The 23,993-nt window shown below is 41.5% G+C and carries 20 protein-coding genes; 7 read left to right on the plus strand and 13 right to left on the minus strand.

The window, feature by feature from the left end:
* Positions 1-173 precede the first annotated feature (173 nt).
* Both glyS and glyQ read right to left on the minus strand, forming a co-directional pair.
* A complete protein-coding gene (glyS, locus tag ACWXWT_RS09820) occupies positions 174-2,258 on the minus strand; it encodes a glycine--tRNA ligase subunit beta (RefSeq protein ID WP_456041405.1) in 2,085 nt (694 codons plus the stop codon).
* Between the two features lie 9 nt (positions 2,259-2,267).
* A complete protein-coding gene (glyQ, locus tag ACWXWT_RS09825) occupies positions 2,268-3,170 on the minus strand; it encodes a glycine--tRNA ligase subunit alpha (RefSeq protein ID WP_456041406.1) in 903 nt (300 codons plus the stop codon).
* 112 nt (positions 3,171-3,282) lie between these two features.
* On the opposite strand from glyQ, the gene ACWXWT_RS09830 reads away from it, so the two are divergent.
* Positions 3,283-3,846: a DNA-3-methyladenine glycosylase I gene (locus tag ACWXWT_RS09830; RefSeq protein ID WP_456041407.1), complete on the plus strand. Its 564-nt coding sequence runs from the start codon at positions 3,283-3,285 to the stop codon at positions 3,844-3,846.
* 60 nt (positions 3,847-3,906) lie between these two features.
* Here ACWXWT_RS09830 and ACWXWT_RS09835 read toward each other — a convergent pair whose 3' ends face one another.
* The 5 genes from ACWXWT_RS09835 to fadB all read right to left on the minus strand — a co-directional run bounded on the left by ACWXWT_RS09835 (position 3,907) and on the right by fadB (position 11,639).
* The gene (locus ACWXWT_RS09835; protein ID WP_456041408.1) at positions 3,907-7,089 is read right to left on the minus strand and encodes an amidohydrolase family protein; all 3,183 of its coding nucleotides are present in this window, start codon (positions 7,087-7,089) and stop codon (positions 3,907-3,909) included.
* A gap of 287 nt (positions 7,090-7,376) precedes the next feature.
* Positions 7,377-7,820: an MOSC domain-containing protein gene (locus ACWXWT_RS09840; protein WP_456041409.1), complete on the minus strand. Its 444-nt coding sequence runs from the start codon at positions 7,818-7,820 to the stop codon at positions 7,377-7,379.
* Positions 7,821-7,823: 3 nt separating this feature from the next.
* Complete coding sequence (gene tusA / locus ACWXWT_RS09845; protein WP_456041410.1) at positions 7,824-8,069, minus strand: sulfurtransferase TusA; 246 nt, start codon at positions 8,067-8,069, stop codon at positions 7,824-7,826.
* 233 nt (positions 8,070-8,302) lie between these two features.
* Positions 8,303-9,466 (minus strand): acetyl-CoA C-acyltransferase FadA, encoded by a 1,164-nt coding sequence (gene fadA, locus ACWXWT_RS09850; protein ID WP_456041411.1) that lies wholly within the window; start codon positions 9,464-9,466, stop codon positions 8,303-8,305.
* 22 nt (positions 9,467-9,488) lie between these two features.
* Positions 9,489-11,639 (minus strand): fatty acid oxidation complex subunit alpha FadB, encoded by a 2,151-nt coding sequence (fadB, locus tag ACWXWT_RS09855; RefSeq protein ID WP_456041412.1) that lies wholly within the window; start codon positions 11,637-11,639, stop codon positions 9,489-9,491.
* A gap of 235 nt (positions 11,640-11,874) precedes the next feature.
* On the opposite strand from fadB, the gene pepQ reads away from it, so the two are divergent.
* The 4 genes from pepQ (at position 11,875) to hemG (ACWXWT_RS09875) (ending at position 15,862) form a co-directional block, all read left to right on the plus strand.
* Positions 11,875-13,194: a Xaa-Pro dipeptidase gene (pepQ, locus tag ACWXWT_RS09860; RefSeq protein WP_456041413.1), complete on the plus strand. Its 1,320-nt coding sequence runs from the start codon at positions 11,875-11,877 to the stop codon at positions 13,192-13,194.
* Positions 13,187-13,801 (plus strand): YigZ family protein, encoded by a 615-nt coding sequence (locus ACWXWT_RS09865; protein WP_456041414.1) that lies wholly within the window; start codon positions 13,187-13,189, stop codon positions 13,799-13,801. Before pepQ ends, ACWXWT_RS09865 begins: the two co-directional genes overlap by 8 nt.
* A gap of 73 nt (positions 13,802-13,874) precedes the next feature.
* Positions 13,875-15,332 (plus strand): TrkH family potassium uptake protein, encoded by a 1,458-nt coding sequence (locus ACWXWT_RS09870; protein WP_456041415.1) that lies wholly within the window; start codon positions 13,875-13,877, stop codon positions 15,330-15,332.
* Positions 15,332-15,862, plus strand: a complete 531-nt coding sequence (hemG, locus tag ACWXWT_RS09875) for a menaquinone-dependent protoporphyrinogen IX dehydrogenase (RefSeq protein WP_456041416.1) — start codon at positions 15,332-15,334, stop codon at positions 15,860-15,862. The genes ACWXWT_RS09870 and hemG (ACWXWT_RS09875) overlap by 1 nt, the downstream gene beginning before the upstream one ends.
* A gap of 90 nt (positions 15,863-15,952) precedes the next feature.
* Here hemG (ACWXWT_RS09875) and ACWXWT_RS09880 read toward each other — a convergent pair whose 3' ends face one another.
* The gene (locus tag ACWXWT_RS09880) at positions 15,953-16,258 is read right to left on the minus strand and encodes an ArsR/SmtB family transcription factor (RefSeq protein ID WP_456041417.1); all 306 of its coding nucleotides are present in this window, start codon (positions 16,256-16,258) and stop codon (positions 15,953-15,955) included.
* Between the two features lie 198 nt (positions 16,259-16,456).
* Here ACWXWT_RS09880 and hemG (ACWXWT_RS09885) point away from each other — a divergent pair, with 198 nt between their 5' ends.
* A complete protein-coding gene (gene hemG, locus ACWXWT_RS09885; protein ID WP_456041418.1) occupies positions 16,457-17,002 on the plus strand; it encodes a menaquinone-dependent protoporphyrinogen IX dehydrogenase in 546 nt (181 codons plus the stop codon).
* A gap of 90 nt (positions 17,003-17,092) precedes the next feature.
* Here hemG (ACWXWT_RS09885) and ACWXWT_RS09890 read toward each other — a convergent pair whose 3' ends face one another.
* Genes ACWXWT_RS09890 through def form a run of 5 tightly spaced genes read right to left on the minus strand, consistent with a single transcriptional unit; the run spans position 17,093 to position 22,730 of the window.
* On the minus strand, positions 17,093-18,535 hold the full coding sequence (locus ACWXWT_RS09890) for a TrkH family potassium uptake protein (protein ID WP_456041419.1): 1,443 nt from the start codon (positions 18,533-18,535) through the stop codon (positions 17,093-17,095).
* Positions 18,536-18,541: 6 nt separating this feature from the next.
* A complete protein-coding gene (trkA, locus tag ACWXWT_RS09895) occupies positions 18,542-19,951 on the minus strand; it encodes a Trk system potassium transporter TrkA (RefSeq protein ID WP_456041420.1) in 1,410 nt (469 codons plus the stop codon).
* Positions 19,952-19,967: 16 nt separating this feature from the next.
* Positions 19,968-21,251, minus strand: a complete 1,284-nt coding sequence (gene rsmB, locus ACWXWT_RS09900) for a 16S rRNA (cytosine(967)-C(5))-methyltransferase RsmB (protein WP_456041421.1) — start codon at positions 21,249-21,251, stop codon at positions 19,968-19,970.
* Between the two features lies 1 nt (position 21,252).
* Complete coding sequence (fmt, locus tag ACWXWT_RS09905) at positions 21,253-22,209, minus strand: methionyl-tRNA formyltransferase (RefSeq protein ID WP_456041422.1); 957 nt, start codon at positions 22,207-22,209, stop codon at positions 21,253-21,255.
* Positions 22,210-22,217: 8 nt separating this feature from the next.
* On the minus strand, positions 22,218-22,730 hold the full coding sequence (gene def, locus ACWXWT_RS09910) for a peptide deformylase (RefSeq protein ID WP_456041423.1): 513 nt from the start codon (positions 22,728-22,730) through the stop codon (positions 22,218-22,220).
* A 126-nt stretch (positions 22,731-22,856) separates the two neighbouring features.
* Here def and ACWXWT_RS09915 point away from each other — a divergent pair, with 126 nt between their 5' ends.
* Positions 22,857-23,963 carry a LysM peptidoglycan-binding domain-containing protein gene (locus tag ACWXWT_RS09915; RefSeq protein ID WP_456041424.1) on the plus strand — a complete coding sequence of 369 codons (1,107 nt, stop codon included), beginning with the start codon at positions 22,857-22,859 and terminating at the stop codon, positions 23,961-23,963.
* Positions 23,964-23,993: the final 30 nt, after the last annotated feature.

Genomic DNA, 23,993 nt, shown 5'->3' on the forward strand with positions numbered 1-23,993 from the left:
GCAAGGGCTTCAGAGAGTTCCATAAAAAAATCCGATAATAAAGATTATCGGATTTTCGCAGACTGAAAAGATCGGTCAACCGATCTGTTCAGATTTTATAGCATTACCGCTTAACTGATCGGCATTACGCCTAAGGGCGCTTTTTTATTGTACGGAATTATTGTCGTTCTGAATTATTGCAGTAAAGAAATATCCGCAACATGTAAGAATTGCTCTCGTAGATTGGTTAATAATGCTAAACGGTTATTTTTCAATGCTTTATCGTCCGCCATTACCATGACATCTTCAAAGAACTGATCGACACTTTCACGTAAGTCAGCCAATAATGTTAATGCCTGTTGGTATTCAGCGTTGGCAAATAGTGGAGCTAACTGTGGTTGCAGTTGTGCAAGTTTATTTGCTAACGCTTTTTCTGCTGTTTCTGTTAACAGTGCAGAGTTAATCGTTGCGGGCAGCTCACCTTCAACTTTAGCCAATATATTAGAAACACGTTTATTGGCTGCGGCGAGGGCGGTTGATGCCTCTAAACCACGGAAGTGTGATACGGCTTTGACACGACTATCAAAATCAGCTGGGCGTGTTGGCCGACGAGCCAGTACGGCTAAAATCACGTCAACTTGAATGCCTTTATCTTGATACCAAGCTCGAAAACGTGCAAGAAGGAACTCAAGCACATCATCGCAAGTGTTGGTGTTAGTGATATTTGTACCATGCAAGGTATGTGCTTTAGCGATTAACTCAACTAAGTCGAGTGGCAGCTTATTCTCTACGATAACGCGTAAAATACCAATGGCTGCACGGCGAAGCGCAAATGGGTCTGCTGCACCTTTTGGGGCTTGGCCAATGCCAAAAATACCGACTAATGTATCTAGCTTTTCCGCAAGTGCAACCGCACATGATACGTTTGCTGTAGGTACCGTGTCGCCAGAAAATTTAGGTTTGTATTGTTCTTCAAGCGCGACTGCGACGGCTTCCGTTTCGCCGTCTAAGCGTGCGTAATGCATGCCCATAGTGCCTTGAGTATCAGTAAATTCCATCACCATGTTGGTCATAAGATCTGTTTTAGATAATAAACCGGCACGGCTAGCATCAACACTGTTTGTGTCTACATTGTGATCATTCATTTGAGTTGCAATAAAGCCTGCTAACTCAGAAATACGTTCGACTCTTGCTTTTAAGGTGCCTAGTTGCTTTTGAAATACAACGGTTTCCAGGCTAGGCAAACGAGATTCTAGTGTGTGCTTTTTGTCAGTGTTAAAGAAGAATTCAGCATCGGCAAGGCGAGGGCGAACCACTTTTTCATTACCTGAAATAATTTGTTGCGGATCCTTAGACTCTATATTTGTCACAAAAATAAAGTTAGGCAATAATTTGCCGGTTTTATTAAAGACGGGGAAGTATTTTTGATCACCTTTCATGGTGTAAACCAAGGCTTCAGAAGGAACGTCTAAAAATTTCTCTTCAAAGCTTGCCGTTAGTACTATTGGCCATTCAACAAGTGAAGTGACTTCTTCTAATAGCTCTTCTTGAATATCAGCAACACCATCTAATTTAGCCGCGGCCGCTTCTGTATCCGTTTTTATTAGCGATTTACGTAATTCATAGTCAGCAAGTACTTTACCATGCTCTTTCAGTGCGGTTAGGTAGTTGTCGGCATGATCTAACTCAAACGAAGCTTGACCCATAAAGCGGTGACCACGAATGACTCTGGCTGATTTTATTCCAAGCAATTCACCCGCAACTAATTCACTACCAAGTAACATGGTTACAGTGTGAACTGGACGTATAAACTGAGTTTTATTATTACCCCAACGCATAGGCTTTGGGATTGGTAATTTGTCTAAGGCGCGCTGTGCCATATCAGCAATTAAGCTTTTAGTTTCAACACCAACCACTTTAGCTTGGTGTACTAACCATTCACCCTTATCTGTTACTAGGCGCTCGGCTTGCTCAACGGTAATACCGTTTCCTCGCGCCCATCCTTGTGCTGCTTTCGTTGGATTTCCGTCAGCATCAAATGCCGACGTTACCGCTGGACCGCGTTTTTCAACTACTTTATCTGCTTGAGCCTGAGCTAAACCAATAATGTTTATGGCTAAACGTCGTGGCGCCGCATACCAGACTGCTGACTCAAATGGTAAGTCCGCTTTAGTTAATTCGTCAGTGAAATTAGCTAAAAATGATTCAGCTAACGTGCGTAATGATTTTGGTGGTAGCTCTTCAGTACCAATTTCAATGAGTAAGTTTTCAAAATTCATTTGTTACCTCTACTTACACAATGGGAAGCCAAGCGCTTCACGTGCTTGATAATAAGATTCTGCTACACCCTTTGCCATGGTACGAACGCGAAGAATATAACGCTGACGTTCAGTAACGGAAATTGCATGGCGTGCATCAAGTAGGTTAAAAGCGTGCGAAGCTTTCATCACTTGCTCGTAAGCTGGAAGTGGTAACGGCTTTTCGAGTGAAAGTAAGTGCATACACATTTTTTCACATTGGTCGAATAAAGAGAACATAAAGTCGACATCAGCGTGTTCAAAGTTATAAGTTGATTGCTCAACTTCATTTTGATGGAAAATATCACCATAAGTCACTCGACCTAAAGGACCGTCTGTCCATACAAGATCATAAACACTGTCTACTTCTTGAATATACATGGCTAAGCGTTCAAGTCCGTAAGTGATTTCACCAGTAACAGGGCTACACTCAATACCGCCAACTTGTTGGAAGTAGGTAAATTGAGTCACTTCCATGCCATTGAGCCAAACCTCCCAGCCTAATCCCCAAGCTCCTAATGTAGGCGATTCCCAGTTATCTTCTACAAATCGAATATCATGTACTTGTGTGTCAATACCAAGGGCTTCTAATGAGCCTAAATACAATTCTTGAATATTATCTGGCGATGGTTTTAACACTACTTGGAACTGATAGTAATGTTGTAATCGATTTGGGTTTTCACCATAACGTCCGTCAGTAGGGCGGCGAGACGGTTGCACATATGCACTGCTCATTGGCTCTGGGCCTAATGAGCGCAAGAACGTCTGTGGGTGGAAAGTACCCGCACCAACTTCCAAATCGAGAGGTTGAACGATTGCGCAACCTTGTTGCGCCCAATATTCCTGAAGGGTTAGGATAAAACCCTGAAATGTCTTTACGTCGTGTTTCGTCATGTCTACTACTGTCAGGCTATTAATAGAAAATGTTAATGATTATACCTTGTAGAGCAAGGCAGATGTAGGTTATTTTTTAACGTATTCATAAAAACATTAATGGAACCCTATTATGCAAGTTAACCGATGTGGTTGGGTAAGTGAAGACCCTTTGTATCAGCATTATCATGATACTGTTTGGGGGCGTCCTGAGTATGATGCAATACAGCTTTTTGCTAAGTTGTGTCTTGACGGTCAACAAGCAGGTTTATCTTGGATTACCATTCTTAAAAAACAGCATAATTATCAGCAATTATTTGCCAATTTTGAACCAAGTGTTATTGCTGAGTTTGATCAAGAGAAAGTTGAATCATTAATGCTTGAGCAGGGCATTGTGCGTAACCGCCTTAAAATTAACTCTATCATCAAAAATGCCAGAGCTTATATGGCATTTGTAGAGCAGGGTAATGATTTCTCTGAATTTTTATGGGCTTATGTTGGTGGTAAACCTAAAGATAATAACTTCAGTTCTTCAAGCCAAGTTCCTGCGCAAACACCTGAGTCTGAAGCCATGTCTAAGGCATTAAAAAAACTTGGTTTTAACTTTGTTGGTCCGACAATTTGTTACGCATTTATGCAAGCTGTGGGCATGGTAAACGATCATACAACAGACTGTCATTGTCACGGTCAGTATTGATTTTAAGCATAAAAAGGGTGTTCCACGTGGAACACCCTTTTTATTGGCTTAACTTAACCGTTAAATTTTTTCAAAGAAAAAAGGCTGACGCTTATGTTTATCACCATTGAGTTGATTCATGGTTTCTGAATTAAATAGCTTACCATTGACCATGGTGTAAGTGACCTTATCTGTTGTTCTAATATCAGTTAAAGGATCGCCATCAATCACAATTAAATCAGCTAGTTTTCCAACTTTAATTGAACCCAGTTGATGGTCCATTCCAAAGGTAGTAGCTGGGTTAATAGTCGCTGTTTTTAAAACTTCCATATTACTCATGCCGCCTTGAGCAAACATCCACATCTCCCAATGTGCGGCTAATCCTTCGCGCTGACCATGAGCACCAATATTAGGCTTAACGCCAATATTGTTTAACTCATTGGCTACACGAGCAACATTAAAATGGTTGTAATGTTCATCAGGTGCTGTGGTGCGGCGCATTGAACGGGCATCAAGAATGTCATGGGGTACATACATGCTTAGGCGTGGGTGAGACCAAACGTCAGTTTTATCGTACCAGTAATGCTCGCCAGATATACCACCATAAGCGACCACTAACGTCGGAGTGTAGTGAACTTCTGTTTGGCTCCAGAATTGCTTGATGTCGCTGTAAACAGAAGCTGCAGGCAACGAATGTTCTACTGTGGTGTGGCCATCCGCTATCATGGATAGATTGTGCTGCAGTAAACTTCCACCTTCAGGCACAACCATCATTTCGAGCTCACGTGCAGCAGCAATAATTTGTTGGCGCTGATCCCGGCGTGGTTGGTTGTAACTCTTAACACTAAATGCACCGACTTTTTTAAGACGCTCTAAGTGAAACTTTGCATCATCAAGTGAATCTACATGCGAGGTATAACCTGGTAAGTTGGCGCCATATAATATAGTCCCGGTTGAGAAAATACGTGGTCCAACAATATAGCCTGCTTTTTGTTGTTCAGAAGCAGCAAAAATTTCGGTAGTGTCATTTGATGGGTCATGAATAGACGTTACCCCAAGCGATAAGCCAGAATATAAGGCCCAGTTTTGTTGTGGAATAATTTCATCATCTGCTTGGCCACCATGTGCATGGGCATCAAATATTCCAGGCATAATGGTTTTACCGCTAATATCGATCACTTGAGCATTTTCGGGAATAACTGTATTTGCGTTACCCACATGGACAATTTTATTTTCTTTAACGATTACAACGCCGTTATCAATAACCTGATCATTTTCCATTGTAATCACTTTTCCGCCGGTAAATGCAACTGTTCCACGTGGAACATCGGCTTTACCTTTAAAACCAATTGAAGTGATTTTGGGCTTAACCTTGGTTTCAGATTTTGCATATTGGGTGTCTACATTGGCTTGATACAAATCAGGGCCCAATGTCCAATACAGTTGGTTGTTTTTACCGTTCCAACTAATGCTTTCTCCTGCTCGAGCGCTCAGTTGAGTAATGGGTAAATTAGTTGCTTTAGGGCCAATTGCAATGGTTTCACCATGTTTAGCAAAGGGCGTTACGTACACCCTAAAGCGCTCAGCAAAAGCCAAGTGCTCGCCGTTTGGTGACAAACGAAACTCAGTCGCATGGTCGCTGGTGTAATGGGTACGTTTTTCAAAACCGTTCATACCGATAGAGGCAAACTCTGGTGTTTCACTTGAATCCATAAAGTAAACACGGTCGGGGTTTGCGCCAAATTGTGGTTGGTGACCACTGGCTGATAGCTTGGTATTTTTTTTGCCTTTGATATCCACTTTATATAAGCCAGGCTCTTGTGACCAAGTGCGTGGTGTCATGTATCCACCGCGAGCTTTACGATAAACGACATAATCACCATCAGGAGAGAAGGTCGGTTCGACATATTTGCCGGGCTCGTTGGTCAATACTTTTGCTTTACTACCTCTAGCACTAACAACACTAACAGTGCCTTGCTGTTGATCATTCCAAGTAGTGAATACAATGTCTTTACCGTCGCGTGACCATTGTGGGAAAAGCTCATTGATGTCATCATCTAAACGAGTTAATCGTTTATGTTTACCGCCGTTAATATCGCGAATCCAAATTTTACCTAAGGCTTCAAATATCACTTTTTCGCCGTCAGGTGACACTTGTGCCATACGCAGCATTTTGACATTAAATTCATCTTGGTCTAAGTTTTGTGTAAAGCGGACTGATGGCTGAATATCTCTTTGAGATGTAACACTAAATGGAATGTTAGATACTTTTTTACTGTCGACATCGAGTTTATTAATTTTACCGTTAGCCCAAAATACGATGTGTTTATTGTCTTTAGTCCAAGACATTGTTGGGTAAACACCATGAATTGCCCATGTTTCTTGCATATCACGATCAAGCTTGCCATATAGCTTGGTTTGTTCACCTGATGTTAAATTAAGTGAATAGAGGGTTGACTGAAATCCATCGCGCTTAATGTAAGCAAGCATTTTGCCATCAGGGCTTGGTGTTGGTCTAATTGCACCACCGGTGCCTTCAATCAATACTTCAATGTCACCCGTTTGGGTGTCATAACGCTTAATTTTATAAATGCCTTTGACTGAATCTTTTGAGTAATGGAAGGTTTTTCCTGGGGTTGCATCTTGGCTAAAGTAAATGTACCGACCGTCTGGTGAGTACGCCGGTTCACCTAAATCTTTTTGTTCGTTAGGGCGCTCTGTCAGTTTAACACCTTCGCCGCCCGCGACGTGATACATCCACACTTCACCGGCACCTAAACTGCGAGTGCCGGTAAAATGTTTACGTGCTACTAAGTATTGTGAGTCAGGACTCCATGCAGGGCTATTCAATAGTCTAAATGTTTCATTGGTAACCGGGCGTGGATTAGTGCCATCGGCATTCATTATCCAAATATTATCGCCACCATCCTCATCAGAGGTAAATGCGATGTACTTACCATCAGGGCTATAAACGGGCTGCATTTGCCAAGCAATGCCTTGTGCTAATGGCTTGGCTGCGCCACCACTGATTGGCATTTGGTAAATGTCGCCTAGTAGATCGAATACAATGTATTTACCATCTGGTGATACGTTGACATTCATCCATGTCCCTTCAGTAACATTGATATCAACTTTGCTTAATGGCGCATTTTCTGGAGCATTCACCTGCCATTGGGCTATCTCATCTTCAGCAAAAGTTAAGTTGGAAAAGCCTAGCGTGAGTGCTATGGCGGTATAAAGAGGTGTTAGTTTTTGAGTCAACATAGAGTAGATTATCCGTTGTCTTTTTGTTTTCAGAGGATTTAATCAAGTTTAATACCCATTAAATTCCTTTATTTTAAATAAAAGAATTTGACCATTGGTATTTCATTTTACTGTATTAGTTGTTTGGATTGATCCTTTATCGCATAGTTTACCGATAAGGAATACAACAAATCTGTTTCAATTGGTGACAAGCGTTAACATGGATGCCGAAAACTGATTATTCGGTATTGAATGTTAGGAGTTGAGTATAATGTGAAAGGCTTAAATGAAAATGAGTGACTCTTTTACTAATCGATAGTGACAGTATCATCTGGTTGTATTAATCCCGTTTGTATGACTCGGCTGGTCACTCCACCTCGCCAATGAGGTGTTAATGCTTGTTCTAAACCAGGATAAGCTTGTTCCATTTTTTTACATGGATCTGTTTCGCCTGTAATCAATAATTTAAGCTCTGTTCCGATTGAAATTGTTTTGCCAACGTCTTCAGCACTAAATTCATGACCACTAATCAATAAATTAGCCCTCCGTGTTAACCAGTTTAAATCAGCCTTAATTTGCAGGCAGGCAACTTCCCACTGTTGTTGAGACATTATGGTCACTTGACGCTTTCCAGGTTTACCAAAAACATCCTTTTCAACACCTCGCTCTTCAGTTACCTTGGCACAAAAAATAGGCTTCATTTCGCCGCGTTTTGCGGTTTTGTATGCGATACCTTCCAATGTGATGGTCATTAATTAGAGCCCTTTTTTCAACAAATATTGGTATGGAGTTTTGCTTGTATCACTTGCAATTAACGTGTGATCCATAAATTCACAGAAACTCGGAATATCACGAGTTGTAGCTGGATCATCAGCAATGACTAATAAGGTTTCACCTTGTGCCATTTTGCGAACGGTTTTGCGGATCATCATTACTGGCTCCGGGCAACGCAGTCCAAGAGCATCGAGTTGGTGTTGTGCTTGGGTATAAATGTCGTTCATGAAATACTGTCTATGTTTACTTATTAAATTAGCGCTAATGTTACTCTTGTCATTTAAGCTTGCCAAGTTTGGTTCTTTATAATGTTATTTTGAGCTTTTTTATTTTGCATGAAATATGTTTCACGTGGAACATTAGGCAAAATAGAAAAATTTAAAATAAAAAAACGAGCCAATTTGGCTCGTTTTTACAACTTACTTTATATAACTGAAAGTATCTGCTTGGTATGAAACGATTAAACGCGTTCGAATACAGTTGCGATACCTTGACCTAAACCGATGCACATAGTGGCAAGACCAAGCGTTGCATCTTTTTCTTCCATTAAGTTAATCAGTGTTGTCGAGATACGTGCGCCAGAACAACCTAATGGATGGCCTAATGCAATTGCACCACCGTTAAGGTTAATTTTTTCGTCGACAACATCTTGTAAACCAAGATCTTTTACACAAGGCAACGACTGTGCTGCGAAAGCTTCGTTTAATTCGATAAGGTCTAAATCGGCAACAGACAAACCTGCACGAGCTAATGCTTTTTTGGTTGCAGGTACTGGACCATAACCCATAATTGCAGCATCACAACCAGCAACTGCCATTGAGCGAATACGTGCACGAATGGTTAAACCTAAAGCGCGAGCTTTAGATTCTTCCATCACTAACATTGCCGAAGCACCGTCTGATAATGCAGATGATGTGCCCGCAGTAACAGTTCCATTTGCAGGGTCAAAGGCTGGTCGTAAACCCGCAAGTGATTCTAATGATGTTTCTGGACGAATAACTTCATCTGTCATCACTTTAATTAATGCGCCATTTGCATCATGGCCTTCAATTCCCCAAATTTCTTTGGCGAAACGACCTTCGATAGTTGCAGCATGTGCACGTTGATGAGAACGTACAGCAAATGCATCTTGTTGTTCACGAGTAATACCGTGCATTTTGCCTAGCATTTCAGCCGTTAAGCCCATCATGCCAGATGCTTTGGCTACGCGGTTTGATAAACCAGGGTGAAAATCGACTCCATGGTTCATTGGTACGTGACCCATATGTTCAACACCACCAATAATGAAAGTGTCACCTTGGCCTGTCATAATGGCGCGAGCCGCTTGGTGAAGGGCATCCATTGACGAACCACATAAACGGTTTACAGTCACTGCACCTGCTGTTTTAGGGACACCAGCTAACAATGATGCATTACGAGCAATATTGAAACCTTGTTCCAATGTTTGCTGCACACATCCCCATATCACATCTTCAATGTCATTTGGGTCTAATTGTGGGTTACGCACCATCAGTGCTTTCATTAGTTCTGCAGACAATGTTTCTGCACGTACATTTCTAAATACCCCAGCCTTCGAGCGGCCCATTGGGGTACGAATGCAGTCTACGATAACAGCTTGTTTCATGATTTAATTCCTTTCCCACTGATTAGGCTTGGTAGTAACTACCGTTGTTGGCTGCTAGTTCACGCATCGCATCGGTAACTTGATACAAGCCACCAAGGTGTGCGTATTTGTCTGCTAGGGCTACAAAGTTTGCTACACCCAAGGTGTCTAAGTAACGGAATACACCGCCTCGGAATGGAGGGAAACCAATACCGTAAACTAGACCCATATCGCCTTCAGCAGGTGATGCAATAATGCCTTCTTCTAAACAACGAACCGTTTCGATGATCATCGGGATCATACAACGAGCGATGATGTCATCTGACTCGAATGCTTTTAATTCACCGAACTCAGCGCTTAATAACTCGTAGCTTGTTGGATCAATGTCTTTTTTCGGCTTACCACGACGGTCAACAGAATAAGCATAGAAACCTTTCGCGTTTTTCTGACCTAGACGCTTGTTTTCAAACATTATATCAATAGCATCTTTGCCGTTTTTACCCATGCGGTCAGGGAAGCCTTCTGCCATTACTGCTTGCGCGTGATGACCAGTATCTAAACCAACGACGTCAAGTAAGTAAGCCGGGCCCATTGGCCAGCCAAACTGTTTTTCCATTACTTTATCGACAGCAGCAAAATCAGCGCCTTCTGCGAGTAGACCGCTAAAGCCTGCAAAGTAAGGGAACAATACGCGGTTAACGAAGAAGCCTGGGCAGTCGTTTACTACAATTGGGGTTTTACCCATTTTGCTCGCATAGGCTACAACAGTGGCAATGGTTTCTTCAGAGCTGTGCTCACCGCGGATAATTTCAACTAATGGCATTTTGTGCACTGGATTAAAGAAGTGCATACCGCAGAAACGTTCAGGTTTCTTAAGGCTTTTAGCTAATAAATTGATTGAGATAGTTGAAGTGTTTGATGCAATAATGGCATCTTCAGATACATATTGTTCAACTTCAGCTAGCACAGTGGCTTTCACTTTTGGATGTTCAACAACCGCTTCTACTACAATGTCGCTACCTTTGATGGCGGCATAATCTAAAGACGGGGTGATGTTGTTTAATACTTTAGCCATTTTGGCTGGCGTAGAGCGGCCGCGAGAAACTTGCGCGGTTAGGATTTTTGCGGCTTCATTTAAGCCTAAATCAAGCGCAGGTTGAGCGATATCTTTCATCACAATGGGGGTGCCTTTACTGGCGCTTTGGTAAGCAATGCCGCCACCCATAATCCCCGCACCTAATACAGCGGCTTGATTGACATCTTTAGCGAGTTTTCCGGCTTTTTTAGCTTTGCCTTTTACAAACTGATCATTTAAGAAGATACCAATGAGCGCTTGGGCAACCTCTGTTTTAGCCAGTTTAATGAAAGCCTGAGCTTCCACTTTTAATGCGTCATCACGCCCAAAACTAGCCGCTTGCTCTATAACACTCACAACGGCCATTGGCGCTGGATAGTGTTTACCTGCAACAGAGAATACCATGCCTTTTGCTGTAGCAAATGACATCATAGCTTCAAGTTTAGCTAATTGTAATGGTGCTTGTTTTTTAGTACGACGAGCTTGCCAATCAAGGCTACCATTAAGTGCATCGTGCAACATTTGAATGGCTGCAGCTTGTAAGTTTTCTGGTGCAACAACGGCATCAATGGCACCTACTTTTAAGGCGTCATCTGGGCGTTGCTCTTTACCCGTGGTTATCCACTCTAGTGCATTATCAGCACCAATAACTCGAGGTAAACGCACTGTGCCACCAAAACCAGGAATAATACCTAATTTTGTTTCTGGTAATCCGATGCGGGCATTGGTATCAGCAACGCGTAAGTCAGTTGCTAAAATAGTTTCACAACCACCACCAAGAGCAAATCCGTTAACTGCCGATGCAGTTGGAAACGGTAAGTCTTCGAGTTTGTTAAATACCGCGTTAGCTTGTTCAACCCAAGCGAGCAATGTTGCATCATCTTGCTTGAATAAACTTAAGAATTCGGTAATGTCTGCGCCAACGATAAAGGTGCTTTTTGCCGATGTCAGCAATAACGCTTTAATATTGGTGTTTTGTTTAATGCTATCTAATGCAGCATCAAGTGAGGCTAAAGTTTCTCTGTCGAATTTGTTTACCGAACCTTGTGCGTTAAAGCACAGTTTGGCAATATTATCTTCAAGTAACTCAACCTGAATGGTAGGGCTTTGGTAGATCATTGCTTGCTTCCTTATTGCTTAAAAGCGACTTCCACATCTTATTTACTGTGCAGTTATCAAGCTTGCATCACAGCAGTTTCGGCCATCTATTGACCAATTGATTCTCAGTGTGCGACGAAATGAGATAAATTACAACACCCAATTTAAACGGCCGTTTAATTTTATATCATCTTGGGAGGAGTTTTTCTGTTTGTGATAGACTAATTGGGTTAAAACTCATGCAAAGGAATAGTCAATGGATCAGCTAACATATTTGTATCATGCGCACATGGCGGAATTAAATCGCCGGGTTAGCGAAATTTGTCTGCGTGAAAATATTTCGGGTTTAGTGATTCACTCGGGGCAACCACATCGGCAGTTTTTAGATGATTTGAACTATCCGTTTAAGGTGAACCCGCAATTTAAAGCTTGGTTACCTATTTTAGATACACCCAATTGCTGGATTATTGCTAACGGCCAAGATAAGCCTACTTTAGTGTTTTATCGTCCGGTTGATTTTTGGCATAAAGTGAATGACGTGCCTCAAGCTTTTTGGACAGAACATTTTAATATTCAGTTGCTGACTAAACCTGATCTTATTGCAGATTTCTTGCCGAAGAATCTGACTTCATGGGCCTATATTGGTGAGCATCTAGATGTGGCTGATGTATTAGGCTTTACGTCTCGTAATCCTGATGCTGTGATGAACTATCTACATTATCATCGGGCTGATAAAACTCAGTACGAACTCGAATGTATGCGCCGAGCTAACCAGATTGCGGTAAAAGGCCATTTAGCTGCCAAAAATGCATTTTATGATGGTGCTAGTGAATTTGAAATTCAGCAACGCTACTTACTCGAAATAGGCCAAGGTGAAAATGAAGTCCCTTACGGGAATATTATTGCATTAAACCAAAACGCTGCCATTTTACATTATACCGCTTTAGAACATATAAACCCTGTGCAACGTCTATCGTTTTTGATTGATGCTGGAGCTAGTTATTATGGCTATGCTGCTGATATTACGCGCACTTACTCATTTGAAAAAAACCGTTTTTATGAGTTAATTGTCGCACTAGATAAAGTGCAATTAGCGATTATTGAGCAAATGAAACCAGGTGTTAAATACGTAGACCTACACATTGCAACACATCATGATATTGGCCAATTATTAATTGATTTTGGTTTGGCTAATGGCTGTGCTGAACAGTTAGTCTCCGAGGGCGTAACGAGTGCTTTTTTCCCTCATGGATTAGGGCATATGTTAGGGCTACAAGTTCATGATGTGGGAGGATATTCTCATGATGAGCGAGGAACCCATATTGCTGCGCCTGAAGCTCATCCGTTTTTACGCTGCACAAGAGTACTGGCGCCCAATCAAGTACTGACTATTGAGCCAGGTCTTTATATTATTGATACCTTACTCCATCAGTTACCTGCGGCGGCTAAGCAAATGATTAATTGGACTACGGTTGATGAGTTGCGTCCATTCGGCGGGATCCGCATTGAAGATAACGTTATTGTGCACCAAGACCGAGTTGAAAACATGACAAGAGAGTTTGGCTTAGTTGATTGAGTCATATTTAATACCACAAGCTAACATATTGATAGAAGAAGAGATAAAGCATAGCCGCTTTATCTCTTTGTTATTTCATTGTCCGCATCCCAATGATATGAAGTTAGTACTTACTGACGTAAGGCAGCAATATCCAGGAGCAAATCATTATTGCTATGCATTTGTGGCTGGTAGCCCAGAAAATACAATTGATATCGGCGCTAGCGATGACGGTGAACCGTCAGGTAGCGCGGGGAAACCTATGTTAGCGTGCTTACAAGGTGCAAGTATTGGTGAAATTGGTGTTATTGTGGTGCGTTATTTTGGAGGCACAAAGCTGGGTGTTGGTGGGTTAGTACGTGCTTATACCTCGGGTATTAAGCAAGGGCTAATGCAAATACAAACTCAGGTGAAACATCTAAGATATCCAGCCAAGCTAGTGTGTCATTATGCTTTATTAACGGATATTGAGTATTTAGTTGCTCAACATGATGGCGAAGTGTTGGATAAAGTGTTTACTGACAATGTTGAAATATACTTCGAACTGGCTAAATCGCACCATCAAGCTTTTAACCAAGCATTGGCGACCCTGACGCAGGGGCTGCTACAAGTAAAGTTTACAGTTTGAGCTATGACAAACTTATGCCAAAATGTCATTCAAATGTTAAATTCGACGCTATACAACTTAAACAGAATCCTTAATGCAATATAAAACAATTATAAGAATTACCGGTTTGCTAATGGGATTATTTTCAATCACCATGCTGCCGTCAGCATTAGTGGCTATCTTATATAAAGATGGTGGCGGTACAGCGTTTATTCAGGCCTTTGCTGTCAGTATTTTTTTAGGTTTTTTATTGTGGTATCCCAATAGACATCAAAAAGGTGATTTACGAACTCGCGAAGGTTTTCTGATTGTAGTGTTGTTCTGGACCGTTTTGGGTTCAATTGGTGCGTTACCATTCATTTTTTCTAACAACCCCGACTTAAGCTGGACAGACAGTTTTTTTGAATCATTTTCGGCACTAACCACCACGGGTGCGACCGTGATAGTTGGGTTAGATGATTTGCCTAAATCAATATTGTTCTACCGACATTTACTGCAGTGGATGGGCGGTATGGGCATTATCGTTTTAGCAGTAGCTATTTTGCCATTATTGGGGATCGGTGGCATGCAACTGTACAAAGCTGAGGTGCCAGGGCCTGTTAAAGACACTAAAGTGACCCCGCGAATAGCTGAAACAGCCAAAGCGTTGTGGTACATTTATTTTTTACTGACAACCGCCTGTGCATTAGCATTTTACTTTGCTGGTATGGATGTTTTTGATGCTATTTGTCATTCATTTTCAACCATTGCCATTGGTGGGTTTTCTACTCATGATGCCAGTATTGGTTACTTTCAGAGCCCATTAATTAACGTTATTTGTGCGTTTTTTTTGCTGATAGCCGCAGTCAATTTTAGCTTACATTTTGCCGCATTTACTCGTCGTGGTATTAACGTTAAGGTGTATTTAAAAGATGCTGAGTTTAGGGGCCTTATTGCTGTACAACTGGTGTTAACCGCTATTTGTTTTGCTACCTTGTATCAGTCTGGCATTTACGACACTCCAGAGAAAACGCTCGATTACGCCTTCTTTCAAGTCGTATCTATTTCAACAACGGCAGGATTTGGTACCGAAAGTTTTCATTCTTGGCCGTTGTTTTTACCTATTCTGTTAATTTTTTCAAGCTTTATTGGTGGTTGTGCTGGCTCAACTGGCGGCGGCATGAAAGTGATCCGCTTAATTCTATTGGTGTTGCAAGGGTCGCGTGAAATGAAACGACTTGTTCATCCTAAAGCGATGTATTCCATCAAGATTGGATCCACAGCATTACCTGATAGGGTTATTGATGCAGTATGGGGCTTCTTTTCTGCTTACGCTTTAGTATTTGTGGTGTGTATGGTGATTTTAATGGCCATGGATATGGATGCCATTACTGCATTTAGTGCAACTGCAGCAAGTTTAAATAATTTAGGTCCAGGTTTGGGTGATGTGGCATCTAATTATGCGAGCGTTTCGGACGGCGCCAAGTGGGTACTGGTCATGGCAATGTTGTTTGGTCGATTAGAAGTGTTCACTTTATTGGTGTTATTCACCCCAACATTTTGGAAAAACTAATGTTAAATACTCTTATTTTATACTCAACTGTTGATGGTCAGACACTGGCTATTTGTCAGAAAATTAAGCAAATATTAGTTGAGCAGGGTGAGCTGGTTAATGTGGTCAATCTTGCGGAGGCTCAGGCTGGTGATTTAACTAGCGCAGATAAAGTGGTTATTGGTGCCAGTATTCGATATGGCAAGCATCGACCAGAGTTGTTCAAGTTTGTTGAGCGTCACCAAGCAATACTCGACACAAAATTGAACAGTTTTTTTTCTGTAAATGTTGTCGCAAGAAAGCCTGAAAAAAATACTCCAGACACAAATCCTTATATGCAAAAGTTTTTAGTGTTATCAACTTGGAAGCCCCAATTGCTGGGGGTATTTGCTGGCAAGATTGATTATCCTCGTTATCGTTTTATCGATAAGTTTATGATCCGGTTTATCATGTGGATGACCAAAGGGCCTACTGATACAAAGGGAACGTTCGAGTTTACCGATTGGCGTAAAGTAGAGGATTATGCCAAACAGATAATCGCACAAAAATAATCTCATGATGGCAAGCGTTTCCAATGACGTTTATTGGATACGCTATTTGTTACTTAGCGGCGGTGACTAAAGACTAAAGGCCAATGTTGTTTATGCACAATAGCGGCGATGTAGAATCGAGATAACGTCACTGACTTGCTCGTTCTTAAGCGTGTAATAAACCACTTGTGAACTCTTACGCGTGTTGACCAAATCTTGGGTGCGCAATACTGCTAAATGCTGTGATAGTGCAGATTGGCTTAAAGGCACTGTTTCATTTAATTCTGTCACACTTAATTCTTGTTCTAACAATAAACATAAAATCATTAAGCGGTAAGGATTCGCAATGGCTTTTAACCATTGTGCTGCCGTTTCTGCATTATTTAGCATCGTTGCGACATCGATATCTTGCTTCATGAGTGTCCTTATATATGACTTATAATTTCGTTTAGTGTGAATAGTATTCTATTTCTGTATCATCATACTTCCGCATCATTGAGATCTCAATTTTAACTATTAAATATATGAGCTATTTCTAATTTGTGATCATTGCAGAGGTTTAAAAAGGCTTTTTTTGCCAAACTGGGCTCAATTATCAAGCAATGAGAATTCAAAATGGCCAATATTTTAGTATTGTATTATTCCCGAGGTGGCCATACGGCACATATTAGTCGTGCTATTGCAGAGCAAATTCAATCTAGAGGTGATCATTGTGATGTGGTTAACCTTCAAGATAAAACGCCAATAGAGTGGTCTAAGTATCAAGCTGTTGCATTAGGAGCTTGTGTTTTATATGGCTCTTATCATAAATCTGTATTTGAGTTTGTACGTGAAAATCAACAGCATTTATCGCACCAGCCTAATAGCTTTTTTTGTGTCAATGTGGTGGCTCGTAAGCCAGAAAAACGTATTCCAGAGAATAACAAATACTTGCAAAAATTTTTAACCTTGTCGGAGTGGAAACCACAAGATGTGAAAATAATTGCTGGAAAAGTGGATTATCCTTCTTGGCCTTGGTACGACAGTTTGATGATCCGCCTTATTATGAAAATGACCGATGGCCCTACTGATCCTACGGCTATTATTGATTATACTGATTGGGCAGATGTGAAGGTTTATGCTGATCATATTGCCAAATTAGCTGCAGTTGAACCTGCATAATGTCAATAATATCGTCCTGCTAAAAGTTCAACGGATTGAGTCAGTTTTTTTCAATCCGCTGTGTCTTAATATCTTTTCTAATTCAGGGTATTAAAAACGCCAAAATTTAGGGTGAAATAATACCGCAACGGTTAATATTTCTAATCGCCCTAGAAGCATCCCTAGTGCCAATGCCCATTTAGCAACATCTGGAAGTGGTGCAAAGTTTCCAGCTGGACCAATAATTGGACCAAGGCCTGGACCAACGTTGGTTACTGCAGTTATCGCTCCCGTAAAACTCGTCATTGGATCTAATCCGGTCAATACTAATGTCATCGACAGTATTAAAATGACAATGATCATTAACATGAAAAAAGCCATGATTGAACGGACAATATCATTACGAATACGGTGGCCATTGTACTTTTCTTTAAACACGCCATTGGGATGGAATTGTTGTTTAATTTGCTGACGCATAATTGATAATGCTATTTGAAAGCGAAATATTTTTATCCCGCCTGATGTAGAACCTGAACAACTGCCGACAAACATTAAAAATAGAAATACGACACTGGCGACGGCGCCCCAAGATTGGTAGTCCGTTAACCCATAACCTGTAGTGGTGATAACTGAAATAACATTGAAGCTGGCTAACCTCAATGCATCTAGAAAATCGATATTTTGGTGTTGCCAAAGCCAATAAGCCAATGAAAATGACACCAGAAATACAAAGCTTAAAAAGCCTTTTACCTGTTGATCGTTCCATAAGCGTAAACTGCGATGTTGTATGGTTTGCACAAACATCAGTAACGGTAATCCACCTGCTAACATAAACACGATAGCCACCCAATGTGCTGAGTGAGAGAAGGCTGCCATTGAGCTGTCTGAGGTTGAGTAACCTCCTGTTGATAAAGTGGTCATTGCATGATTTATTGCTTCAAACCAATGCATACCAGCAAGGTGATAGGACAAGGCACAGAACAATGTTAAAGCAACATAAATCATAAATAAGTGTTTGGCCATATGCTGGGTTCTTGGTGTTGTTTTATCACTCCAGTCAGAAGACTCTGTTCTAAATAAGCGCATCCCCCCAACATTCAAAAACGGTAAGATTGCTACAGCCATCACAATAAACCCAATACCACCAAGCCATTGTAATAATGAACGCCAAACTAAAATACTGTGGTCCATAGCGTCTAAACCGGATAGTACTGTTGAGCCTGTGGTCGTAATACCTGACATGGTTTCAAAAAAGGCGTCGGTATAATTGATGCCGTGATAAAGGGTGAAGGGCAGTGCTGCAAATAAACTCACCACAAACCAAGTGATACTGGTGAGTAAAAACATATCGCGAATGTTAAGGCTGAAATGGTGATTACGGCCATTTTGGATACATAAAATGGCGATTAAGCCGGTAAATAAACCAGAAACCATAAAGTCACCAATGGTCTCTTCACCATAAAATAGCGCAAAAGCCATTGGGACTAACATAAATCCTGTTAATATCGATAGAAAGATACCGAGGATAAAAATAATTTGTTTGACGTTAAACATAAGAAATTAAAAGAAAAACGCACTAGGTTGGAACAGTTTTTCTACATCACCGATGAACTTTTTATTCACTAAAAATAAAATGACGTGGTCACCCTGTTCGATAACCGTTTTATCATGGCCCATTAATACTTCATCATTACGTACAATGGCTCCTATTGTGGTGCCAGGTGGCAGTTTTATGTCGCCAATTTTTTTTCCAACGACTTTTGAAGTGCTTGAATCACCATGGGCTATAGCTTCAATGGCTTCTGCTGCTCCACGGCGAAGTGAGTAAACATTGCAAATATCGCCTTGACGAATATGCGTTAATAAGGCCGAAATAGTGGCTTGCTGCGGCGAGATGGCAATATCAATATTCGCTTCTTGAACAATATCGACGTAGGCCTCACGTTGGATTAACACCATCACTTTTTTAGCACCCATACGTTTTGCAAGTAGTGCGGACATAATATTAGCTTCGTCGTCGTTAGTGACGGCAATAAACACATCGGTTTGATCAATATTTTCTTCTATCAATAATTCTTGGTCTGAGGCATCGCCACAAAATACAGTGGTTTTTTCCAGTTTTTCTGAAAGTAGTTCAGCTCGTTCTTGACGGTGCTCAATCAATTTAACCGAATGTGTACGCTGTAGTTTTTGCGCAAGACCAAAACCAATATTACCGCCGCCAGCAATCATAATGTTGCGATAAGAATTATCCAGCTTTTGCATTTCACTCATTACCGCACGAATATGACGGCTATCAGCGACGAAAAACACTTCGTCATCTGCTTCAATAATGGTGGTGCCGCGGGGCATAATGGGCCTGCCTTGTCTAAAAATAGCGGCTACGCGGGTATCTATATTTGGCATATGTTCACGCAGTGTGGCCAATGCATTACCCACTAACGGGCCACCATAATATGCTTTGACTGCAACAAGGCTTAATTTACCTTTTGCAAATTCAAGAACTTGAAGTGCCCCAGGGTACTCAACAAGCCTTTGAATATAAGAGGTCACTAATTGCTCTGGTGCAATTAATTCATCAATAATAAAACCGCCACGAGGCTTGGCATCGCTGGTTTTTATTTCGCTGCTTATGAATAGTTTATCTTGAAGCTCTAAATAGGCTTCAGAGCGAATACGAGCAATTTTTGTCGGTGTGCCAAATAAGCTGTAAGCAATTTGGCAGGCAGACATATTACACTCGTCACTATTGGTTACAGCGATGAGCATGTCGGCATCTTCTGCACCAGCTTCTTTTAATACACTTGGGTGTGCGCCATGGCCAACAACAACACGCAAATCAAATTTATCTTGCAACAGTCTTAATCGCGTTCTATCGCTATCGACAAGTGTGATGTCGTTATTTTCACCGACCAAGTTTTCAGCTAATGTGCCGCCAACTTGACCTGCACCTAAAATAATAATTTTCATGGCTTGAGGTACATCCTTAAATTGCTTTAACTAGGCGCGCGTAATAAAAGCCGTCCATATTGTCTTGCCCTGGCAAAATTTGCCAACCAATATCATTGTGATGAACTTGTTGTGTTATCGGAACCAAGTGTGCATCGGGTGTCCGTGCTAGAAACTGTTCAACTTGTTGGCTGTTTTCCTGCGGTAATATAGAGCAGGTTGCATATAATAAGGTGCCACCCGGTTTAAGCCATTGCCAGCAATGATCTAATATATGTTTTTGTAAGTTGGCTAACTCTTCAATATCGCTGTTTTTCCGTAACCATTTAATATCTGGATGACGACGAATTACACCCGTGGCAGAGCAAGGTGCATCAAGTAGTATCCGGTCAAATTGTTGTCCTTGCCACCATGATGGAATATCAGCTGCGTCGCCATGAATAAGTTGCGCTTTTAAATTCAGCCTGTCCAGATTTTGCAGTACTCGAGCAAGGCGTTTTTGATCGAAGTCGACTGCGACTAAATTGATATTGGGAGCGAGTTCTAGTAAATGGCAACTTTTTCCGCCTGGTGCCGCGCAGGCATCTAAAACAAGTTCATCTGCCACTGGTGCTAGTAAGGTGGCAGCCCATTGCGCCGCGCCATCTTGCACAGATGCTGCACCTTCCATAAAGTCAGGTAATGCAGCAACATCTTTGGCACTTTCCAGTAATATTGCGTCTTGACTTGGGCCTGCTTGGGCGAGAATGTCGTGTTGGGCTAGTGCAGCTAAATATACCTCACGTGTTTGTGATTGCTGATTATTACGCAGCCACATGGGGGGCCGCTGGTGGCTTTGTTCAATAATCTCTTGCCAGCGCTCTGGATACGCTTGCTGTAAACGCTTAATAAACCAAGCTGGTGTATTAAAACGTAGTGTGTCTGAGTCGGTATTTAATGCAGCATCTTGGCGCTGAATATTACGTAAGACCCCATTGACCACTTTGACCAAACCATCAAAACGCAACTGTCTGCATGCTTCTGCAGTTTCTGAAATAGCGGCATGTGCCGGAATGCGAGTGAAGTAGAGCTGGTAACAACCTACAATCAGCAATTGATGTAATATGCGTTGCTTACCTTTGAATGGTTTGGTTAAGCAGTCGCTTACACATTTGTCTAGCTGTGGTAATTGACGCATTACGCCGTAACATAGCTCAGCCAGTAAGGCTTTGTCTTTGCCGTTTTCTAGGTGTTGTTGTTGATCAGGTAGGGCTACCGATAACGAAATGCCTTTTTCAAGTACTTCATAAATGGCTTTAGCTGCTAGTGCGCGAACATTCATGCTAGTTAGCCTCTTGGTTTAAACACACACCTGCGGTAAACCAATCACCACGAGCATTAAGAATATCAGCCACATTAAGAGGCTTTTTGTTGGGCAGTTGCATAGTTTGAATTATTAGTTTGCCGTCAGCGGTTGCGACTTCAATACCTTGCTTGGTTGCGGTAATAATGGTCCCTGGTGCTTGTGAGCAGTGTTCTGCACTGTAGTCCGCTTGCCATACCTTAATCATACTTTGCTGGTGCTCAAAGTAGCTCACAGGCCATGGGTTGAAGGCGCGAATTTCTTGCCATAGTTGTTTAGCACTTTTATGCCAGTCTAGACGAGCTTCTTCTTTGGATAACTTTTCTGCGTAGTTAGCCAGTGTTTCGTCTTGCTTCTGCGCTTTTAGGCTACCATCACTTAATCCTAACAACGCTTGCACTAAGGCTTTTGGTCCTTGTTCTGCTAGCTTTTCATAAAGGCTAGCAGAGGTATCTGTCGCGTCTATTGGTAGGTGGGTTTTGAGCAGCATGTCGCCAGTATCTAACCCTATATCCATTTGCATAATAGTGACCCCCGTTTCGGCATCGCCAGCCCATAAGGCTCGTTGGATAGGCGCTGCTCCACGCCAGCGGGGTAATATTGAACCGTGTACATTAATACAACCCAAACGCGGAGTATCTAGCACTATCTTTGGTAAAATCAATCCGTATGCAACCACCACCATAATGTCGGCTTGAAGGTTGGCTAATTCCTTTTGAGCGCTTTCGTTACGCAATGAAGCCGGTTGAAATACGGTAATGTTGTGGTCTTGGGCGAGAACTTTAACAGGGCTCGCTGTCAGCTTTTTACCTCGCCCTGCCGGTCGGTCAGGCTGGGTGTAAACGGCAATAACGTCATGTTCAGAGCTTATAAGCGCCTGCAAATGTCTGGCGGCAAAATCCGGAGTACCGGCAAAGATAATTTTTAACGGTTTCAAATTTTTTCCTATGCTTCTTTAGCAACTAAACGTGCTTCTTTTTCTAGCTTAGTTTTGATGCGTTGACGTTTTAATGGTGATAAGTAATCAACAAAAAGTTTACCGTTAAGGTGATCTATTTCATGTTGAATACAAATGGCAAATAATTCATCAGCTTCAACGGTAAATTCATTTCCATGGCGGTCTAAAGCTTTTAAGGTGACAAATTCTGCACGGTCGACTTTAGCGTAAATACCGGGAACTGAGAGACAACCTTCTTCATTTGAAAAGTCGCCACTGCTGGTGATTATTTGAGGATTTATAAAAACGGTTGGGCGTTCAACTTCATCTTGTAGATCCATCACGATAAGCTGTTGATGGAAATCGACTTGCGTAGCCGCAAGACCAATCCCTTTTTCTAGATACATTGTTTCGAGCATATTATCTATTTGTGTCTGTAACTGTGGACCAAAATCCGTTACAGGTTGAGCGATAGTACGTAAACGCTCATCAGGAAATCGTAAAACATTAAGTAATGGCATATATAAACTCTTAACAAGTCTGTCAAATTTCAGCCAGAAAGCTATACTGGCAAGTGCGGTTAGGGTAATTTTAATCCTTACAGCCTATCAATAACAGTAAAAAGCTCTAATAAAGAGCTAAACAACATGGATCTCACCATGAAACGCTTACTCTTACTTGCTTTTTTATGTTTAAATTTTTCTTGGGCTAATGCGGATACACTGAGTCTTAAGCCTGGACACCCCGAAACGTATATTGTTAAAAAAGGCGATACGTTATGGGATATTTCGGGTTATTTTTTAAATAATCCGTGGCGATGGCCTCTATTGTGGGGATTTAATCCACAAGTTGCCAATCCGCATCTTATTTACCCCGGCGATAGACTGACATTAACATTTGTTGATGGTGAGCCCCGTTTAGTGGTTAAACAACACATTAAAAAGAGCCCAGAAGGGCGCCACATATCCAAAGACGGTCCCATTCCTGCTGTTGATCTTTCGTTGATAAGACCTTATTTAGTGCAGAATAGAGTGGTTGACCCTGCTTGGCTATTGGGGTTACCCATAATTATGAGTGGCGAGAGTCCATCTATTCATCATGTAGTTCGAGATGTTGTATATGTTAATGAGCAGCTTGAACAAGGCCTGAAAGTAGCAATATATCAAACTGGGCGTGAGTTTTTCTCTGCCGATGGTACTGAATTATTGGGCCAAGAAATTATTTTAGCATCAACTGGCCGCGTTATTGAGTCTGGAGTTGCATCAAAAGTTGAATTACTGAGTAGCCTGCGTGAAACCAAAGGCGGTTATCATGTTACGCCTGTTGAAGATGAAGCACTAATGTCTGCTTATTTTATTCCAAAAACGGCAGATTTAAGTGCTCCAGCGTCAATAGTTGGCACTATTGGCAATATACGTGAAGCGGGAAAACTTGATGTTGTATACTTAGATCGTGGCGTTAATGATGGTGTAGAAACTGGAGATGTTTTTTCCATGTTTCGTGATGGTGAAAATATTATCATTGATAACGATGGTAATCCTGTTCGCCCCCTTGATCGCTCATCTTACGATAAAGCCCTTGCACAGTTTTCAGAAGATGTTGTGCATAAAATGCCTGATGTTTTTCATGGCAATGTAATGGTCTTTAAAGTATTCGATAAAACCAGTTTAGGTTTGATTATGTTTAGTGAACGCCCTGTTCGGGTTGGTGATAAATTAATTAAACCTGACCCCTTAACCATTAAAGGTGAATAATTTCAGATAAACTGGTCGACTGGCTAGTTG

Source organism: Shewanella sp. A22 (assembly GCF_053850585.1).

What these genes read in the sequence shown, in the direction of transcription:
- glyS (WP_456041405.1), bottom strand. Translation starts at nt 2,258, where the DNA reads ATGAATTTTGAAAACTTACTCATTGAAATTGGTACTGAAGAGCTACCA.
- glyQ (WP_456041406.1), bottom strand. Translation starts at nt 3,170, where the DNA reads ATGACGAAACACGACGTAAAGACATTTCAGGGTTTTATCCTAACCCTT.
- ACWXWT_RS09830 (WP_456041407.1), top strand. Translation starts at nt 3,283, where the DNA reads ATGCAAGTTAACCGATGTGGTTGGGTAAGTGAAGACCCTTTGTATCAG.
- ACWXWT_RS09835 (WP_456041408.1), bottom strand. Translation starts at nt 7,089, where the DNA reads ATGTTGACTCAAAAACTAACACCTCTTTATACCGCCATAGCACTCACG.
- ACWXWT_RS09840 (WP_456041409.1), bottom strand. Translation starts at nt 7,820, where the DNA reads ATGACCATCACATTGGAAGGTATCGCATACAAAACCGCAAAACGCGGC.
- tusA (WP_456041410.1), bottom strand. Translation starts at nt 8,069, where the DNA reads ATGAACGACATTTATACCCAAGCACAACACCAACTCGATGCTCTTGGA.
- fadA (WP_456041411.1), bottom strand. Translation starts at nt 9,466, where the DNA reads ATGAAACAAGCTGTTATCGTAGACTGCATTCGTACCCCAATGGGCCGC.
- fadB (WP_456041412.1), bottom strand. Translation starts at nt 11,639, where the DNA reads ATGATCTACCAAAGCCCTACCATTCAGGTTGAGTTACTTGAAGATAAT.
- pepQ (WP_456041413.1), top strand. Translation starts at nt 11,875, where the DNA reads ATGGATCAGCTAACATATTTGTATCATGCGCACATGGCGGAATTAAAT.
- ACWXWT_RS09870 (WP_456041415.1), top strand. Translation starts at nt 13,875, where the DNA reads ATGCAATATAAAACAATTATAAGAATTACCGGTTTGCTAATGGGATTA.
- hemG (WP_456041416.1), top strand. Translation starts at nt 15,332, where the DNA reads ATGTTAAATACTCTTATTTTATACTCAACTGTTGATGGTCAGACACTG.
- ACWXWT_RS09880 (WP_456041417.1), bottom strand. Translation starts at nt 16,258, where the DNA reads ATGAAGCAAGATATCGATGTCGCAACGATGCTAAATAATGCAGAAACG.
- hemG (WP_456041418.1), top strand. Translation starts at nt 16,457, where the DNA reads ATGGCCAATATTTTAGTATTGTATTATTCCCGAGGTGGCCATACGGCA.
- ACWXWT_RS09890 (WP_456041419.1), bottom strand. Translation starts at nt 18,535, where the DNA reads ATGTTTAACGTCAAACAAATTATTTTTATCCTCGGTATCTTTCTATCG.
- trkA (WP_456041420.1), bottom strand. Translation starts at nt 19,951, where the DNA reads ATGAAAATTATTATTTTAGGTGCAGGTCAAGTTGGCGGCACATTAGCT.
- rsmB (WP_456041421.1), bottom strand. Translation starts at nt 21,251, where the DNA reads ATGAATGTTCGCGCACTAGCAGCTAAAGCCATTTATGAAGTACTTGAA.
- def (WP_456041423.1), bottom strand. Translation starts at nt 22,730, where the DNA reads ATGCCATTACTTAATGTTTTACGATTTCCTGATGAGCGTTTACGTACT.
- ACWXWT_RS09915 (WP_456041424.1), top strand. Translation starts at nt 22,857, where the DNA reads ATGGATCTCACCATGAAACGCTTACTCTTACTTGCTTTTTTATGTTTA.